At 61.1% G+C, this 16751-nt stretch carries 12 protein-coding genes; 10 read left to right on the forward strand and 2 right to left on the reverse strand.

Translation table 11 applies throughout. The annotated features are described in order from the left end of the window. Positions 1 to 16: 16 nt before the first annotated feature. The 3 genes from AC6JA3_RS07895 to AC6JA3_RS07905 are packed head-to-tail and all read left to right on the forward strand — an operon-like array spanning position 17 to position 3573. The gene (locus tag AC6JA3_RS07895) at positions 17 to 2125 is read left to right on the forward strand and encodes a DUF6541 family protein (RefSeq protein ID WP_347783184.1); all 2109 of its coding nucleotides are present in this window, start codon (positions 17 to 19) and stop codon (positions 2123 to 2125) included. Between the two features lie 2 nt (positions 2126 to 2127). Then, entirely contained in the window at positions 2128 to 2613 is a 486-nt protein-coding gene (locus AC6JA3_RS07900; RefSeq protein WP_026540070.1) for a GtrA family protein, read from the forward strand. Positions 2614 to 2616: 3 nt separating this feature from the next. Next, complete coding sequence (locus AC6JA3_RS07905) at positions 2617 to 3573, forward strand: glycosyltransferase family 2 protein (protein WP_026540071.1); 957 nt, start codon at positions 2617 to 2619, stop codon at positions 3571 to 3573. A 65-nt stretch (positions 3574 to 3638) separates the two neighbouring features. On the opposite strand, the gene AC6JA3_RS07910 is transcribed toward AC6JA3_RS07905, so the two are convergent. Next, a complete protein-coding gene (locus AC6JA3_RS07910; RefSeq protein WP_223943351.1) occupies positions 3639 to 6974 on the reverse strand; it encodes a chitobiase/beta-hexosaminidase C-terminal domain-containing protein in 3336 nt (1111 codons plus the stop codon). 315 nt (positions 6975 to 7289) lie between these two features. On the opposite strand from AC6JA3_RS07910, the gene AC6JA3_RS07915 reads away from it, so the two are divergent. From AC6JA3_RS07915 to AC6JA3_RS07925, 3 genes are all read left to right on the forward strand, one after another. After that, positions 7290 to 8105, forward strand: a complete 816-nt coding sequence (locus AC6JA3_RS07915) for an Rv1352/Rv1906c domain-containing protein (protein WP_051421467.1) — start codon at positions 7290 to 7292, stop codon at positions 8103 to 8105. Between the two features lie 185 nt (positions 8106 to 8290). Next, positions 8291 to 8734, forward strand: a complete 444-nt coding sequence (locus tag AC6JA3_RS07920) for a hypothetical protein (RefSeq protein WP_223943350.1) — start codon at positions 8291 to 8293, stop codon at positions 8732 to 8734. A 196-nt stretch (positions 8735 to 8930) separates the two neighbouring features. Next, a complete protein-coding gene (locus AC6JA3_RS07925; RefSeq protein ID WP_026540074.1) occupies positions 8931 to 10277 on the forward strand; it encodes a hypothetical protein in 1347 nt (448 codons plus the stop codon). 80 nt (positions 10278 to 10357) lie between these two features. On the opposite strand, the gene AC6JA3_RS07930 is transcribed toward AC6JA3_RS07925, so the two are convergent. Then, the gene (locus AC6JA3_RS07930; protein ID WP_497920067.1) at positions 10358 to 12829 is read right to left on the reverse strand and encodes a GH25 family lysozyme; all 2472 of its coding nucleotides are present in this window, start codon (positions 12827 to 12829) and stop codon (positions 10358 to 10360) included. Between the two features lie 563 nt (positions 12830 to 13392). On the opposite strand from AC6JA3_RS07930, the gene AC6JA3_RS07935 reads away from it, so the two are divergent. From AC6JA3_RS07935 to AC6JA3_RS07950, 4 genes are all read left to right on the forward strand, one after another. Continuing rightward, the gene (locus AC6JA3_RS07935) at positions 13393 to 14616 is read left to right on the forward strand and encodes a TadA family conjugal transfer-associated ATPase (protein ID WP_026540076.1); all 1224 of its coding nucleotides are present in this window, start codon (positions 13393 to 13395) and stop codon (positions 14614 to 14616) included. Then, positions 14616 to 15470 (forward strand): type II secretion system F family protein, encoded by an 855-nt coding sequence (locus AC6JA3_RS07940; protein WP_026540077.1) that lies wholly within the window; start codon positions 14616 to 14618, stop codon positions 15468 to 15470. The genes AC6JA3_RS07935 and AC6JA3_RS07940 overlap by 1 nt, the downstream gene beginning before the upstream one ends. Then, positions 15467 to 16423 carry a type II secretion system F family protein gene (locus AC6JA3_RS07945; RefSeq protein ID WP_026540078.1) on the forward strand — a complete coding sequence of 319 codons (957 nt, stop codon included), beginning with the start codon at positions 15467 to 15469 and terminating at the stop codon, positions 16421 to 16423. Before AC6JA3_RS07940 ends, AC6JA3_RS07945 begins: the two co-directional genes overlap by 4 nt. A gap of 67 nt (positions 16424 to 16490) precedes the next feature. Then, positions 16491 to 16730, forward strand: a complete 240-nt coding sequence (locus AC6JA3_RS07950; RefSeq protein ID WP_026540079.1) for a hypothetical protein — start codon at positions 16491 to 16493, stop codon at positions 16728 to 16730. The last annotated feature ends 21 nt before the right edge of the window (positions 16731 to 16751 follow it).

Below are 16751 nucleotides of genomic sequence, written 5' to 3' on the forward strand. Positions count from 1 at the left end.
AAAGGCGATCGTAGGAATGGGTATCGGCCCGCTGCTGTTGTGTGTACTCCTGATCGTTGTGTTGTGGTGGGGTCCAGGCTGGATCCTGGGCGAAGCTTTGGGTGTTCGCCGCGTATTGCTCCCCGTAGTGGCACCGTTGCTGGGAATGGGCGTTTTGACCGTCATCGGTGTCATGGGCAACGCGCTGGGACTGAGCTGGCAGTTGCTTCCGGTGACTGCTGTCCTGCTGGTCCTGTCTGCGCTCCTGTTTGCTGTGAGGATTGCGCTGAGGCGCTATTTCCCGGATAAGTTCGGGGTCCCTGCCCAGCCGCCTGTCTTCGGAAAACAGGGCTTTAAGGGCTCGTGGTGGATCCTCCTCGCCGGCCTGGCCGCCGGCGGTGTTGTTGCGGCGGTCTCATGGATTGTGGGTACCGAAGGCCTCCAGGGGATCAACCAGGACTGGGATATTCCCTGGCACGCCAACATGATCCGGCTAATTTCGGTGAACCACGAATGGGATCCGAGTGTCGCCGGCAACTTTGCCTACTACGACACCACAATTCCTGAGGCTCCGATCCGGAGCTACCCGATTGCCTTCCATGCGGTGTTGTCGCTTTTCTGGCCGATGAGCGGCGTCAGCATCCCGGTATTCCTGAATGTCTTTGTCCTGGTGATGATGGCAGTTCAACTCCCCTTGAGCACCATGGCCTTGACCATGCTGGTCACCCGCCGTCCGGTTGCCCTGGCTGCAGCCGCAGCCGTTTCCGGCTGGTTTACCGTATACCCGTACGATCTCCTCTGGCGTGGGCCGCTGATTCCATTCTTTGCAGGCATGCTGCTGGTGGGCCCGTTTGCCCTGCTTGCAGTCAGAGGGGCAGTGGAACGGCAGAAGTTCTGGATCCCTGGCATAGCCTTCGGAGCGGTAGGACTGATAGCAGTTCATCCTTCGCTCGCCTTCGTGGTGCTCCCCGTACTGATTTTCTGGTTGCTTTCCGCGCTGATCCGCCGCAAGGGCAGGATCCTTGGCATCACCGTTTACCTTGCAGTCTCCGGTGTTCTGGCAGTGGTCCTTGGCTGGCCGATCATCGCCCAGATGCTGAAGGAATCAGAACGCGTCTCCAAGCAGGTTTGGGCCGCGGACACCGACCGCAACGGCGCAATCCAAAACATCATCTTCCTGAACCACGGTTCCATGGCCATGCCGATCCTGACGGCCCTTGTGGCGCTCGGCTGCCTGGCGGTAGTACTCAGAATCCGGATGTGGTGGTACTTCGGTCCTGTCCTGGCTTTCGCTTTCCTCTCGGTCTACACCATGGGAACGGACAACCCGCGCTTCATGACCCTGACAGCCCCGTTCTACGACGACCAATGGCGTATTTTCGGTATCCTCGTCATGCTCCTGGTGCCTCTTGCGGGCTTGGGAGTAGCGCAGCTTGCCGAAGGCATCGCCTGGCTGATTGGAAAGGTGCGCAGCAGGTCGGCTGGCACCACTGCGGATGGGAGCAAAGCCGGTCGCAGGCCAAGCCACGTGGTCACTGCAGTTGCCGCCGCGGCAGTGCTCCTTGTCAGTGGTATTGCGGCCATCCCTTATTTCAAGCAAAACGCCCAACGCATCAACATCAATACCAAGGTGGACGGTGCCACGCTGAGCGCGTCCGAAGTCGGGCTGCTCAGCAAGATGGACCAGTACGTGCCACAGGATGCCACCGTCCTGAACGACTCCTGCGACGGTTCAGTCTGGATGTACGCCCTGGGCAACCGCATGCCCATGATCCGCCACTTCGAAATCCTTCCCACGAACCGCCAGTTGTTGGTGCTTCAAAAGCTCCCCGAGCTTGCCACGGATTCAGAGGTGCGGGACGCAGCCGCTGAATTGGGCATTGAATGGGTGTACATTGCCGATGGCCGGATCCGGGCGTGGGACGAGCCAAAGGCGGGACTGACCCAGCCTGACACCATTCCCTACCTTCAACTTGTTGTCCGGGAAGGCAATGCTGCGCTGTACAAGATCGACTGGTCGCAGCTGCCCGGAGGCAAAGAAGCATTTGACGCCGCTGCCAAGGACCGGCTCCAACTCGATGGTGTCGCGGGGATCCTCGAGAACCGGAACCCCGATGGCATTGCACCGCTAGGAAGGATCTGCTGATTATGAAGGCATTCATCTCCAAGTTCCTGGCGTCCAGCCTGTTCAAGTTCCTCCTGATCGGCGGCCTGAGCTTCCTCCTGGACCTCGGTCTGCTGGCCCTGTGCTACCAGGTCTTCGGATGGCCGCTATGGCTGGCGACCGGCGCAGGCTTCTGGGGCAGCTTCTTCTTCAACTACTTCCTGCAGCGACACTTTGCCTTCAACGGCGGAGGAACAGCTTTGGGCGGCGTCCTCCGCTACTCAGGGCTGCTGGTTTTCAACACCCTCGCCGTGATGGGCATAGTTGAGCTGTTCCAGTTCATCGGTGCCGGATACGTGGTGGGTAAAGTGGTGGCGACCATCGTGACCATGGGATGGAACTACTTTATTTACAAGCACTGGGTCTTCCCGCAAAAGAAGCAAACGGACAGCGGCAGCGAACTCTCAGATGGCCAGTCGGATACCGACGCGCCAACACCGAAACTCACACCAAACAGCAGCGAAGGATAATCGATGTATCGAGGCGTTCGAATTGCCGCGGTAGTACCGGCCTATAAAGAAGAAAACCACATTGCACAGGTCATCGAAACGATGCCTGATTTTGTTGATGACATCGTGATCGTCGATGACTGCAGCCCGGACGATACCTCGGGGGCTGCACGTCGCGCCGACGACGGGAGGGTCACCTTGATCCGCCACGAAGTCAACCAGGGTGTTGGTGGTGCTGTCCTGACGGCGCACAAGGCCGCCATGGAACTGGGGGCCGACATCAACGTGGTAATGGCCGGTGACGCCCAGATGGATCCGGACTACCTGCCCCAGCTCCTTGACCCGGTGGTGGATGGTTACGGATTCGCCAAAGCCAATCGCTTCTTCTCAGGTGAATCATTCGCGGGGATGCCGGGTTACCGGATCTTCGGCAACATTGTGTTGTCCTTCATGACCAAGCTTGCTTCGGGCTACTGGCACATCTTCGACCCGCAGAACGGCTACACGGCCATTCGCACCGAGGTCCTGCGCCGCCTCCCCATGAATAAGGTGGCAGCTCGCTACAGCTTCGAAAACGATCTCCTGATCCACCTCAACATCCTTGATGTACCGATTGTGGACGTTCCGATTCCGGCTGTTTACGGCAACGAAGTCTCCAGCATCAAGCTCCGCAAAGTCATTCCTGAACTTCTTGCCATGCTTTTTGGCGGCTTCTGGCGCCGTATCTGGTGGAAGTACATGGTGTGGTCGTTCTCCGCAGTTGCCCTCCTGCTGATCGCCGGTATTGCCCTCATCGTCATGGGCCTTGTGGCCGGTATCTGGGTGCTTGCAGCAAGCGTTGGATCACCGACGGCGGGATCAGTGATGCTGGCTGTGGTTCCCTTTGTCCTCGGCGTCCAGATGCTGCTGGTCTCCCTGCAATTGGATATCCAGGCAAGCCCGAACAGGCCCACCATGCATCCGATGAAGGAACGAACCTAAGCATGTGCTGAATCAAGGAGGGGCCCGGACGCATAAGCGTCCGGGCCCCTCGTTGTCCCACCTCCCTACGGCAGGGAAGTGAAACCTCCCCAGCCCCAGCCCACCTGGCTGCGGGAGAGCCACCCGGACGTCCCGTTCCCTGGGTACAGGAACAGGTTGCCGCCGGCGTCACGTGCGAGGACGTCATTCTTGCCGTCTCCGTTGAAATCGCCCGGTCCGAGGATTGCGGTCATTCCACTCCAGCCGCTACCGACTTGGACCCGGCTGAGCCAGCCGCCGGTGCCGTTTCCGGGGTAGAGCCAGAGGATCCCCGAGGTGTCACGGGCCAGGACATCGGTCTTGCTGTCGCCGTTGAAGTCACCGGTGCTCAGGATGGCATTCATGGAATTCCATCCGGTGCCGATTTGGGCGCTCGAAGCGAAGCCGCCGGTGCCGTTCCCTCGGTAAAGCCACAGGATTCCGGCAGAGTCCCTGGCGATGACATCGGCCTTTCCGTCGCCGCTGAAGTCGCCCGGTGCCAGTATCAGTGTCATGCCTGCCCAGGCTGTGCCGGCCTGGACCCGGGGCTGGAGGCCTCCTGACCCATTCCCAGGGTAGAGCCACAGGACGCCGTTGGTGTCCCGTGCCAGGACGTCACTGCGTCCGTCACCATTGAAGTCCTTGGTGGGGACGATCGCATTCAATGAGTTCCAGCCTGTGCCGAGCGAGCGCTGGGTCAACCAACCTCCGGCACCGTTGCCCGGGTAGAGCCACAGGGTTCCTGCGTTGTCGCGTGCCACGACGTCGTTCTTTGTATCACCGGTGTAGTCCTTCCAGGTATTCGTCGGCGGTGCAGTCACGGTGTAGGCCTGCGTTGCGATGGCCGAACTGTTGTTCGAGGTGTCAACGGCAAAGTACTTCAGCGTCATGGCAGCGGTCAGCGTGATGGCCGTGGAGTACTTGTTGGCTGCTGTAGCCGTAGGATTCGTGCCGTTGGTAGTGAAGTAGATGCTGGCACCCGCCTCATTTGCCGTCAGGGTGATTTGCTGGTTGGCGGGGTAGCTGCCCGCAGGCGGTGCCACCGTAACCACCGGAGGTGTTGTGTCCAGCACCGTGTAGACCCGTGTGAGTAGTGCGGAGGCATTTCCGTAGGCGTCCACAGCAACGGCTTTCACTGTGGTGTTGCCGGTCAGCACGATCGGGTTGGTGTAGGCAGACGTGCTTCCCGTGGCAGATGTCGCCGGCGTGCTGCCATCGGTGGTGTAGAAGATGCTGCCCGGTTCGCTCGATGACATGGTCACTGGTTGTCCCGAGGCGTATCCTCCAGCGGCCGGCGCCACGGTCAGGGTGGGTGCAGTGTTGTCCAGCACGTAGGTCTGGGTTGCGACGGCCGAGGAGTTTCCTGCCGTATCCCTTGCAAAGTACTTAAGGGTCAGGGAGGTCAAGGGAAGAGGGCCGGAGTACACCGGACTCGACGTCGTAGGCGTCGTACCATCTGTGGTGACGTAAATGGTGGCGGCCTCATTGACGGACAACGTGATGGACTTACCAGCGCCGTAGGTGCCGGCAACCGGATCCGCAGTGACAACCGGCGGAGCCGTGTCGGCGGCAAACACGGTGACGTTCCTCGTGGCAGTAGAGGTGTTTCCTGCGTTGTCCCTTGCTTCAACCGTGAAGCTGACGGGACCGCTTGGAACGTTGGTGTAGGCCTTGGGCGAGGTGCAGGCCGTGTAGGCATTTGAGCCCAGCTTGCACCGGAATCCAGCAATGTCCGTAGCAGTTGAAGCGAAGGTGAATGAGGGCGAGATGCCCACCGTTGCTCCTTCTGCCGGCGAACTGATCGATACCTGGGGTGCGGTCAGATCGGCAGTCACGGTCACAGAGGCGACGGGGCTGACGTTGCCTGCCATGTCCGTGGCCCGAACCCGCAGCACATGTTGACCTGCTGTGGCCAGGCTCAGGACCTGTCCGTTGCTGCAGGCTGTAAAGGCCGTGGTGGAATCCACCGAGCAGGACAGGGTCGAGTCGGTATCTGAAGTGACCCCCAGGACAGGGGAGCCGTTGACGGTTGCGTTGGCAGTAGGTGAGGTGATAACCGGGGCTGCAGGAGCCGTGACGTCGACAGTGAATGCCCGTGATACCGGGAGGCCGGTTGGTGCCGCCCGCACTGAGAACGTGTAGGCCCCGTTGGCCAGAGCCGTGGACGGTGTAAACGTTCCGCCGGTGCACACCTGCCACACCGGCGTCGCGGTGCTCAACTGCAGACTGCATTCAAGCGCGCCGCCCGGAGGTGTTGAGGCTACCGTGAACGTTGGCGTGGAATCGTTGGTGAAGGCGGGGTTGGCAGCCTGGGTTCCGTTTGCCGCCGTCGGACCGCTGACGATGGATGGAACAACGCCTCCCAAGGCGAGCAGCCTGCCGCGTTCAGCGGGCTTCGCGGGGTCCAGCTGTCCCGGGTCTTCCATGACCAGGAGTTTGCCATCACGCATGGTCAGGCCACCGATCTTGCTGAAGCCGAGGGCCCATTGGTTGTTGACGGTGTCCGTGCTCAGGTCAATCCTGGTGATCGTGTCCTTGCCGGCATCAGCTGTGGTTGTTCCACCGCCGGTTCCCGTGTAGAGGACCAGGGGTGATTGCCAGTCGTAGAAGATCGCCGTCGGCTTACCGACGTTATAGAGGGGCGTCGGGACATAGTTGGTCAGGACACCGTCGTCCGGAGCCGTAAATACTGTCAGTCCGGTAGTTTCGGCGACGTACACCACAACATTCCCCGCGCTGTTGCGGTGCGTGGCCGCAAGGCTGAGGGATTTGGAGTTTACCGATGCGATGGATTCGATGCTCGGATGCAGCGCCGTGGGGTCCACGATCTTCACGATCGACCGGGCGTTGGCGAACGAGAGGTAGATATTGCCGTCCGGACCGTCGCTGACGGCGTTAGGCCGCAGGTCGCCGTCAAAGATGGTGAGGGCACCGTCGTATTTGAACAGCCCGCTGCCAGTATTCCAGAGCGCCCGTACGACGTCGGAACTTCCGACGGCGGCATCAGGAATGAATGCGATTTCGTCGCCATTGCCGTGGCTGGCAGGGGAGGGATCGATCATGGCCGGCGTACCGGCCAGGGCCGGACCATTGGCGTGACCTGGAAGTGTCCCGCCCAGGCAGGTGTTTGTTTCCAGTCCACCCGCGGTTGCACCGGATGCCTCTGTTACGCGACAGAATCCTGCGCGTGCATCGGAAACCCACAGGCGTCCGGCAGGATCCACCACAGTGCCGGCAGCATTGGTCAGACCGGTGGCCACAGTTTGCCGTGCTTGGTCCGCAAAAGCCGGGCCCGCCGTCAGCACCCCGGTAAGCGCCGCCGTTGCCAGGCTGGCCGTTGCCAGAATTGCCGTGAGCCTGTTGCGTTGCCGGCTTCCGCCCACCGGGCCTGCTGAAAGGTGACGAGGAGTTTTATGAGCGGTTCTTGAGCGACCGGCGAAGGCAAGACATGCCAAACCAAGCTGAAGAACACTGCGATTGCGCGTGTCCACCGAGGGATCCCCACTTCATTCGGATGCTCCCCAGCTCCGCATGCATTGGTTATTCGCCCCACGCCGTTTCCGGCTGCGTCTACGTACATCTTCCACCAATTTTCACATTTGTCACTACCAAAACCGGAAGATGTCCTCAGCGGGTCCCGGAACCAGTCAGTCTTGACCACGCAACGGGCGCACCCCACGATTGAGGTGGAGGCCATAATGCGCAGACTGTTCCTGATGGCGGTACCCATGGCGTTGGTGCTGGCGGCCTGCACGGTGCCTTCGGCCGGACCAACCGCAGGAACCGGGTCGTCGGCCACCAGCAGTGCAGGCGCCACCGCCGGACCCGGCCAGCCGCCGTCGTCCGCTCCGGCCAGCGGAAACGTCCAGGGCAGCGGTAAACCGCGCGGTGAGGCTCCGCCGGCGGGCGACGACGAACCGGGCCGCTTTTCCTACCGTTGCACGAGCCTTGATGCCTCGCCTGAAGTTCAATTGTCGAGTCTGGCGGAAGTCTGGGCTGCCACCAATTACACGCGATTGGATTCGTGCGAGGTCGCTTTTGCAGCAGACGGGCCCTTTGAACCCACACCCCGGGAAGCCGAAGCGATTTCAACAGCCGGCGCCCAAGGAGGGACGGCTGATGACGCGTTGGCAACCATGCTGGATGTCCTTCGCCTCTGCACCAGGATCAGTGACGAAACGGGTCCCGGGGGATTTGCCGAAGCAGGCAGGGGGCCATTGCTGGCAGCGGCGGAATTCTGTCCGGATGCTCCCCAGGGGAAGATCCTTGCTGCGTGGGCAGAAGGTGGCCGGGTGGGTGATGGATCCTATGTGGCAGGCGAAGACGTGGAGCCGGGGGAGCTGCAGTTGGTGAAACCATCCGATGCGGGCGGCGGATGCACCTGGTCCGTCACCGCTGCCGATGGGTCCGTTGTTGCCAGCGGCAGCCTCATCGAGGCCGGAACCACGGTGGAAGTGCAACCGGGCCAAAAATTCACTAGTGACAAATGCGGAATTTGGGGGAAGATGTACTAAGACGCAGCCGGAAACGGCTTGGGGCGAATAACCAATGCATGCGGAGCTGGGGAGCATCCGAATGAAGTGGGGATCCCTCGGTGAACATGCGCAGGCGCAGTGTTCTTCAACTCGGTGTGGCAAGTCTTGCCCTGGCCGGTTGTTCAGGAACCAAAGTAGATACGTCCCAACCAGCCGCACTCGATATGGCACCAGTCGTTGCGAACGACGACAAAGTTGCCGTTGAGCGTCCAGAACCCTTGATCCGGTACCAATTCACCTGCACGGCGGCCGATGGCAGCCTCATTGGCAAGTTTTCCAGCCTTGAAGAAGTGTGGGCTTCCACCCGGTACATGCACATCACCGACTGCCAAGTGGACTATGTCGGAAGCGGCCCGCACGTCCTGACGCCGGAAGAGCGGGCGGCTGTTAACGCGGCGATTGCCGCAGGAGCTCCGTCCGGACAAGAATCCGCTTTGTGCTTGCTCATCATCAAGGCCTGTACCCGAACGGACCACAGAACGCTGTCAGCTTCACTTGCCGGCTACGGCATACCTGTGGTCAAGGGGGCTTTGACCTTGGCGCCGCTGGCTCCGCAGGCTGCCCAACTCACCAGATGGCTTAAGACGGCGGCGCCTGGCCAGTCCTGAAAACCGGCAGGATCTTCCCACCCCCGGGGGGATTCGTCAGCCGGATTCAGTCCCTTCCAACCACACAAAACTGCGGGATCACATGGTCTAATGAAAGTGGTCTCACGTATTGGCTGTTCAGCGTATCCGGGAAACGAAATTCTGTTGGGAAGCCAACAAAGATTACCCGTTACGCACAATCAAGGAGTGATCTTTTATGGCGTTCAGAATTGGAACTGCAAGCGCTGACATAACGCCGTCGCTGAGCACCAATCCCTACATGGCCGGATATGGTTCAACCGACGGAGGACGGGAGGCCACCAGCAGTTCGCCCTTTGAACCGCTGTATGCGCGGGCGATTCTTATCTGGGAAGACGCCAATCCCCACATCATCATCAGCCTGGATGTCCTGGCGTTGCCACGGGCGATGCATCAACGGATCCGCGACAGGATCATTGACCTTGCTCCATGGTCCAGCAGCGACATCCTGATCCAGGCAACACATACGCACAATGGCCCGGCGCTGATTGATACGCTCCACCCATTCATGGCATATGGGCTTGCAGACCTGGGCTTGGTGCGTTCCTATAGTGCGGACCTTGAAGACACTATTGTGAACCTCGCGCAGGAAGCATTGGACGCGGATGAAACGGCCGTGACCTTCGACTACAAGGTGTCGTCCCAAAATTTCTCCGCCAACCGGGTAGGGCTGCCGTACACCGAAACGGCTGTTCCCATTCTTGTGGCCCGGAGGGGCAACGGAACTCCGGCGGCAGTGATCTTCAGCTATGGGTGCCACCCCATCAGCGCCGGGCTTCGAACACTCTTTGACGGCGACTTTGCCGCGGGAGCCTGCAATTACATCGAAAACCGGAACCCAAATTGCTTTGCGATGTTCATCCAGGGTCCCGCCGGAGACCAGGATCCAGGCGGAGTTCGCAGTTGGCAACTGCGGGACCAGCATGGGGATGCCCTGGGCGCCACCGTGCACACCAATATGCAATCCGCCGGGCGGGCCTTGAGCGGGCCCATGGTTACGCGCTACCAAGAGGTCCAGTTGCCGCTGGACATCACCCCGACAGCAGGCAACCTGGCTGCAGTCCGGGCATCCTACGTAGCCCGCCTTGCCAATCCGAACGGCCAGCCACAGTGGTATCAGCGGCATGCCCAGGTCATGATCGGCCGGATCGACAGCAACAGTTTTGATACATCCGTGCCCTCACCCTTCCAAGTGTGGAAATTCAACGGAAGCCCCCAATTGAAGATCGCCATGATTGGCGGTGAACTCGTCAGCGGGTACGCTGCATATTTCCGTGGACGGAACGGCGGTACCAACGGAATCATTGTTGGCGGATATGCAAATGAATCATGCTGCTACATTCCAAGTAATGAGTTTTTCCCGCCCTTTATGCCGCTTGGCAGTTACGAGGGCGGATGGGAACCTGATTTCCCGGGAATCGCTGGCGGCTCCATGACGGTGTACGGGCATTTGGCACATTTCAAGGCGGGCACCAACGGAGTGGAGACAACGTTGGTCAATGCCATGAATGCCTTGCTCGCCTAGGAAGTGTCTGCATTGATTGCCGAAGCCGGCCCAGGAAATTCCTGGGCCGGCTTCGGCAACTTTATTTGCAGTGCCTCCCGCTACTTGGCGGCGGGCGAGAGAATTGTCAGGCTGCTCCAGCCCGTTCCGATTCTGGTTGGCGTTCCCCAGGACCTGTTGGAGCCCACGGGGTAGTACCGCAATTCCCCGTCGGTGGTCCGGGCGATGATGCCCAATGAGCCCGCTCCTGCGAAACCGCGGATGGCGCCGAAGCCGGAAATCACGTTCCACCCGGTGCCCACAACGCCGGCAGCTTCCTGAATGAAGTTTCCGGTGCCGTTCGAGCGGTACAGCTTGAGATCGCCGGTGCTCGTTTTGGCAAGGAGGTCGGCATTGGAGTCCTTGTCGAAGTCCACCTGCGTGATCTCCATGCCTGTCCATCCGACACCTATGGATATCCCGGTGGAAACGGTTCTTCCCGTGGGGTTGTTGAAGTAGTACAAACGGCCGGTGGCGTCGTACCCGACAATCCCGGGGTGTGCGTCAGCTTTCTTCCACGTACCTACGCTCAGTGTCCAGTCTTTCCAGTTGCTCCCAAGCGAGATCGCCGATCCGAAGCCGCTGCCGTTCCTGCCGGGGTATACCGTCAAGCGGCCATCGGACCATTGCGCCACGATGTCCAGGGCTCCGTCCCCGTTCCAGTCTGTAACGAAGCCTGCTTTCAGGCCCGACCATCCCGTGCCGATGAGGTCTTCCGGCATCAGCGCAGTGGTACCGGTGCCCGGGTAGCGGTAGAGGTTGGCGTCGGGCCTGACTGCCACGATGTCCTCCGGGTCGATGCCCAGGGTCGACTCAACATCAAGTGGCGCACCGCTGATGAGGCTTGCGTCATCCCACCCAACACCGATGAGGCTGCGGGTGTCCCAGGAGCCGGAGTCGGCCGGGTAGTAGTAAAGGTCGCCATTGGATGCCCGGGCGTGGAGTCCCTGGGAATCCGCGCCCTTGAAGTTTGTTGACGAGCTCACTGCCGTCATGCCGCCCCAGCCGGAACCGATGACTCGTCCGGGCTCGCTGATGAAGCTGCCTACGCCGTTGGAGCGGAACAGCCGAAGGGTTCCATCGGTGGTGCGTGTGACGATGTCCTGGTTGCCGTCTCCGTCGAAGTCGATCTGGTTCAGTTGGTGGCCACTGAAGCCGGTCCCGATCAGGACGCCGTTCCCCAATCCGCCGCCGGCAGTGTTCGAGTACCTGTAGAGATTGCCTTGGTAGTCCTGTCCGATCACTCCGGGATAGGCGTCCTTGTAGTTCCACCAGCCCACCGTCAGGGACATTTCCTGCCAGCCGGAACCGACTTGGATGGGCGCGTAGAAAGAACCTCCGGGAGCGCCACGGAAAACCTTAAGAGTCCCATCGGACCACTGGGAGAGGATGTCCTGGACGCCGTCCTGGTTCCAGTCCACTACGTAAAGCGCCTTCGCACCGGACCAACCTGAGCCTATGTTCACTGGCCCGGTGATTCTGCCGGCTCCGTTCGCCGGGAAGGCATCCAGGCGTCCTGCCGCGCTGGTGGTCAGGATGTCCGCAGCGGACTTGATGGAGGGGTTTGAGGGATCCGGGACCCCACGGGCGAAGGTCCGCAGTTGGTCGTAGCTGCCGTTGAAGATGTTCGAATCGCCCTCGAAAGGACCGGTACTGCTGTACTGCCACATGGTGTAGTCGCCCCAACTGACCGGCATGGAGCCAGGAGAGTTGGTGGGGTTGTTCCAATAGGAAGCGATCCATAGGGGGTAGCTGCCGAAGGTGGTATTGCCAACGCACGTGTTCCACCAGTCCGTGGTGCTGTAAATGACCGGGAAGCGGCCGGTAAGGGCCTTGACGGTGTTGCCAAAGTCGGCTGCCCACTGGCCCAACTGCGCTTTGGACATGTCATAGCAGGTGTTGCCGAAGTAGAACCCATTGATGGTCCGCCCTGCGTAGGGGTTGTATTCGATGTCCAGGACAGGTGGGAGGGTGTAGCCGTCATCGGTCCAGCCTCCACCGTTGGCCACGAAATACCGGGCCTGGTCGGCACCCGAGGACCAGTTGGGGATGGCGAAGTGATAGGCGCCGCGCACCATTCCAACGTTGCGGGATCCGTTGTACTGCTGGGTGTAGTTTTCGTTGAGGTAGTAATTGCCTTCCGATGCCTTGACGTACGCCCAACGGGACCCTTGGTTCCATTGGCTTTGCCAATTCACGTTCCCTTGGTGGGCGCTGACATCCTGGCCGGCCACGCCGATGGAGGGCCGCCAGTGGCCGGGGTCCGCTGCCATGGGCACGGCGGCGCTGATGGTGGCCCCTGCTGCACGGGAGCCTGGGGCTCCAGAAGCCTCTTTGCCCTGCTTGGCCGCGAGGACACGGGGAGACCTTTGCCCCATTTCCGCTCCGCCTGCCGGGATGGCGGCACGCATCGCAGCTTTCATCGCTTCTGCGTCAGGTGCGTTGTCGGGCATGGCCTGTTTCCCGGTCGGCTGCTCCCCGGACGCGCTGCCGGATCCGGCCGCGGGAAGCGGCAGTTCAGCGGGTGAAGGCACGACGGCGGGTATCGGCTGCTGCTGCCCCGGCGCCTGTGGCGTCGTCGCGGAGGGTTCACTGCCAGGGCTGGTCGCGGGGGAGGGGCCGTTAACCGGTTGGGGTCCCTGCCCCGGACTTTCTGACTGAGCCTCCGATGGTGGAGCTGGACGCGGTCCGGGGGTCTCCGCCCAAGCCGGTGATCCCAGGCAAGAGCCTGCTGCGAGGGCGATCGTCAGCGCTATGCCGGCCCGGGCCAGCCTGGTGCGGCGGGACGGTTCACTTGAACGTCTTTTCATCTTCATATCCGGCCCTGTACCGCGGCTCAGCGGCGCATGGGGTGGCTTGCGGACAAGCTCCGGGGCGGGCGCTTGCGCATGAGACCAAAGGCCAGCTCCTAACGGGCTTTACCCTAACATCCTGAAACTGGAGTGACTAGTGGGATTGAGGTTGCTGAGGTGACTGCTGATCCTCACTTATCCACATACCTCCTCCACCGGGTTGAAGGGGTGTTGGTGCTCACTTAGCGTGGGTGAGGCGGGAGGCTCCTCTCGTTTTGGGACGCTTTGTGGTGGTTGGGGAAGAAGTGGACGCTGTAACGATTGTTGAGGGAGAAGTCCGGGAGCTTATCCGGCGCAGGGGGCTGGATCCCCTCGAACAGGCCTCGGACGTGAAACTTCTGGTGGAAGCGGCAGTCAATGACTACGACGAGCGGGCGCTGCTGGGTCCACTGCCTTCCCTGGGCCACCTCGAGACAGCCCGCCGGCATATCTTCGACGCCGTCGCCGGTTTCGGACCGCTGCAGCCGCTCCTGGACGACGCCGCCATTGAAGAGGTATGGATCAATGCGCCGCACGAGGTCTTCGTTGCCCGCAACGGCGAATCCGAACTGACAGCCATCAGCCTCACCGAGCAGCAGGTCAGGGACCTTGTGGAAAGAATGCTCAAGAGTTCAGGACGCAGGCTGGACCTGTCCTCGCCGTTCGTCGATGCCGCCCTTCCCGACGGTTCACGGTTGCACGTCGCCATCCCGGACATCACCCGGAAGCACTGGGCGGTCAATATCCGGAAGTTCATTGCACGGGCAAGCCGGCTGGAGCATCTTGTCGAACTTGGAAGCCTCACGCCCCAAGCAGCGCGCTTTCTGGGCGCAGCTGTGGCCAGCGGACTCAACATCCTCGTTTCAGGTGCCACGCAAGCAGGGAAGACAACCATGTTGAACTGCCTGGCGGCGCACATAGGTTCCCGTGAACGTGTGGTCACGGTGGAAGAGATCTTTGAATTGCAACTTCCCTTGCGCGACGTCGTTGGCTTGCAATGCCGGCAACCCAACCTGGAAGGAGAAGGGGAGATCCCACTGCGGCGGTTGGTCAAAGAAGCATTAAGGATGCGTCCGGACCGGTTGGTAGTGGGAGAGGTCCGTGAAGCGGAAAGCCTGGACATGCTCATTGCCCTCAACTCCGGCCTGCCGGGTATGTGCACTGTCCATGCCAATTCAGCCCACGATGCCGTGACCAAGATCTGCACACTCCCGCTCCTGGCGGGGGCAAACATATCCAGTGCCTTCGTGGTGCCCACAGTGGCCTCATGCATCGATCTCGTGGTTCATTGCAGCCGCCATTCAACGGGACGCAGGCAGGTGACCGAGATTCTGTCCCTCGGACGGAGGGTCGAAAACGGAATCATCGAGTCTTCCGGTGTGTTTGGCATGGTTGGTTCACAACTGCTGCCGCGGGCAAACTCCATGCCTTCCGCGGAGAAGTTTGCCCGGGCGGGCTTCGACGTCGCCGCACTGCTGGAACTGAACTGATGGGGTCCCTCCTTGGCATCCTCCTTGGCCTGGGCGTCTTCCTCGTCTGGTGGTCCGCGTGGGCCATGCCGCCGACGGCCCCCAAGGAAAGTGTTCCTGGTCGCCTGGAGCTCCTGCTCACCTCAGCGGGCATCGAAAAAGTGACGGGTGGGGGACTTCTCCTCACCTGCGCCGGCGTCGGTCTTCTGGCGCTGCTGGTCTTCTTTGTCCTCACTGGATCACCGCCGGTGGCCGCCTGCTTCGGCCTCTTTGGTTCGTGGGTTCCCTTCGCTGCGGTCCGTCGGCGGGCGCGCAAGCGCCGGGCAGCGCTCCGGCAATTGTGGCCGGACGTTGTAGACCACTTGCGCTCAGCCATCCGGGCCGGTCTTGCCCTCCCCGAAGCGCTCATCCAACTGGGCTACAAGGGACCGGAGGAACTTCGCCCGCTGTTCCTGGACTTTGGGGCGGACTACAGGTCCGGCGGACAGTTCGAAGCCGCGTTGAACAGGTTGAAAGCACGGCTTGCAGACCCTGTGGCGGACCGCATCATCGAAGCCCTCCGAATGACACGCGAAGTAGGTGGCTCGGATCTGGGGCGGATGCTGGGAACGCTCTCGGGGTTCCTGAGGGATAGTGCACGCACTCGAAGTGAACTCGAAGCCCGCCAGTCATGGACAATCAACGCCGCACGCCTTTCGGTGGCAGCACCATGGATCGTCCTGGTGGTTATGGCAAGCCGACCGGAAGCGATGCAGGCCTATAACTCGGCCACAGGGGTCGTGGTCCTGCTCGGCGGCCTGCTGGTATCAGTCCTCAGCTATTCGGTGATGCTGCGTGTTGGCGCATTGCCCGAGGACCAGCGGGTGTTTCGATGAGCACCAACACTGCGTTCGCCGTGCTCTGCGGGCTGCTTCTTGGGGCGGGCTGCTGGTTGATCCTGGTTCGGTTACCCTTCATGCGCGGGAACAGCTTCTCTGATCGGATCGAGGCCCAACTAAGGTCCAGGAACCTCGAATCGCGGCTGCTCCGTACGGCAACCCACAACCTCACACCTTTTGGGCCGCTGGAAAGGATAGTTCGCCCGATCATCGGTGACGCCGTCAGATACCTGTCGAGGTTCAACGTCGGAACCGCAGCAGTGGCCAAGAGGTTGGCGCGGTCAGGTTCTTCGAAATCCCCCTTGGACTTCCGGGCAGAGCAGCTCCTGTGGGCCGGCGCAGGCTTTGTGGCTGCCCTTGTCCTTGTAGTGGCCAGCGCCGTAGTGGCCAGCGCCGCAGCCGGCCAGTTCAGCCCGCCGTTCCTTCTGGTTTGTGTCATCTCCGGCGCAGCGGGCGGGTACTTGCTCCGCGATTACGTTTTGGGTCAACGCATCAGGAAGCGGGAATCGGCGATGCTCTCAGAATTTCCGAGCCTCGCAGAGTTGATGGCGCTCGCCGTTGCAGCAGGTGAGAGTGCCATGGGAGCAATGGACAGGGTGAGCCGCAGTTCCAGCGGGGAACTCTCTGCAGAATTTGCCTTGGTCCTCGCGGATGCCCGCTCCGGTAAGTCCCTGCCCGAGGCGCTGCAGGCTTTCTCCACCAGGTCGGAGCTGCCGCCCCTGGTCAGGTTCTTTGACGGCCTCGTGGTCGCAGTGGAGAGGGGAACGCCCCTCGCCGATGTCCTCCGGGCCCAGGCCGCGGATGTCCGCGACTCCGCCAAGCGCGAGCTCATGGAGTCGGCAGGCAAAAAGGAGATAGCCATGATGGTGCCCGTTGTGTTCGGGGTGCTCCCGCTCACGGTCATTTTTGCTGCCTTCCCGGCAATTGCCGCCTTCGAAATGATCCTTTGAACGCCCACAACCGCATCTGCCCAAACCACAAATGTATCCGCACCGCACTACTACCCGAACGGAACCCATGAATCACATTGCAGGAAGACTGTCCACAGCTTCGATCCTGGTCCTTGGCTGCATCCCGTGGCTGACGGCGATCACCCTGAGGGCGATACCCCGTCACGAAGACCGTGATCGGGGTGACGTTCCCGGTTGGGTCATGATCACACTGATGTCCGCCATTCTTGTCGCCGGACTTCTTGCCGTTGCCACACCGGCACTGAGCGGGATGTTTGAGCAGGCAATGAGCAAGGTGGGCAAGTAGGGAATGTGGTGCAGCCCCGCC

The sequence above is a fragment of the Arthrobacter sp. TmtSoilC79 genome, assembly GCF_059739405.1.

Excerpts from the sequence above, each read along its gene's own strand:
- AC6JA3_RS07895 (WP_347783184.1), top strand. The coding sequence starts at position 17 with ATGGGTATCGGCCCGCTGCTGTTGTGTGTACTCCTGATCGTTGTGTTG.
- AC6JA3_RS07940 (WP_026540077.1), top strand. The coding sequence starts at position 14,616 with ATGGGGTCCCTCCTTGGCATCCTCCTTGGCCTGGGCGTCTTCCTCGTC.
- AC6JA3_RS07920 (WP_223943350.1), top strand. The coding sequence starts at position 8,291 with ATGGCACCAGTCGTTGCGAACGACGACAAAGTTGCCGTTGAGCGTCCA.
- AC6JA3_RS07945 (WP_026540078.1), top strand. The coding sequence starts at position 15,467 with ATGAGCACCAACACTGCGTTCGCCGTGCTCTGCGGGCTGCTTCTTGGG.
- AC6JA3_RS07950 (WP_026540079.1), top strand. The coding sequence starts at position 16,491 with ATGAATCACATTGCAGGAAGACTGTCCACAGCTTCGATCCTGGTCCTT.
- AC6JA3_RS07925 (WP_026540074.1), top strand. The coding sequence starts at position 8,931 with ATGGCGTTCAGAATTGGAACTGCAAGCGCTGACATAACGCCGTCGCTG.
- AC6JA3_RS07905 (WP_026540071.1), top strand. The coding sequence starts at position 2,617 with ATGTATCGAGGCGTTCGAATTGCCGCGGTAGTACCGGCCTATAAAGAA.
- AC6JA3_RS07915 (WP_051421467.1), top strand. The coding sequence starts at position 7,290 with ATGCGCAGACTGTTCCTGATGGCGGTACCCATGGCGTTGGTGCTGGCG.
- AC6JA3_RS07900 (WP_026540070.1), top strand. The coding sequence starts at position 2,128 with ATGAAGGCATTCATCTCCAAGTTCCTGGCGTCCAGCCTGTTCAAGTTC.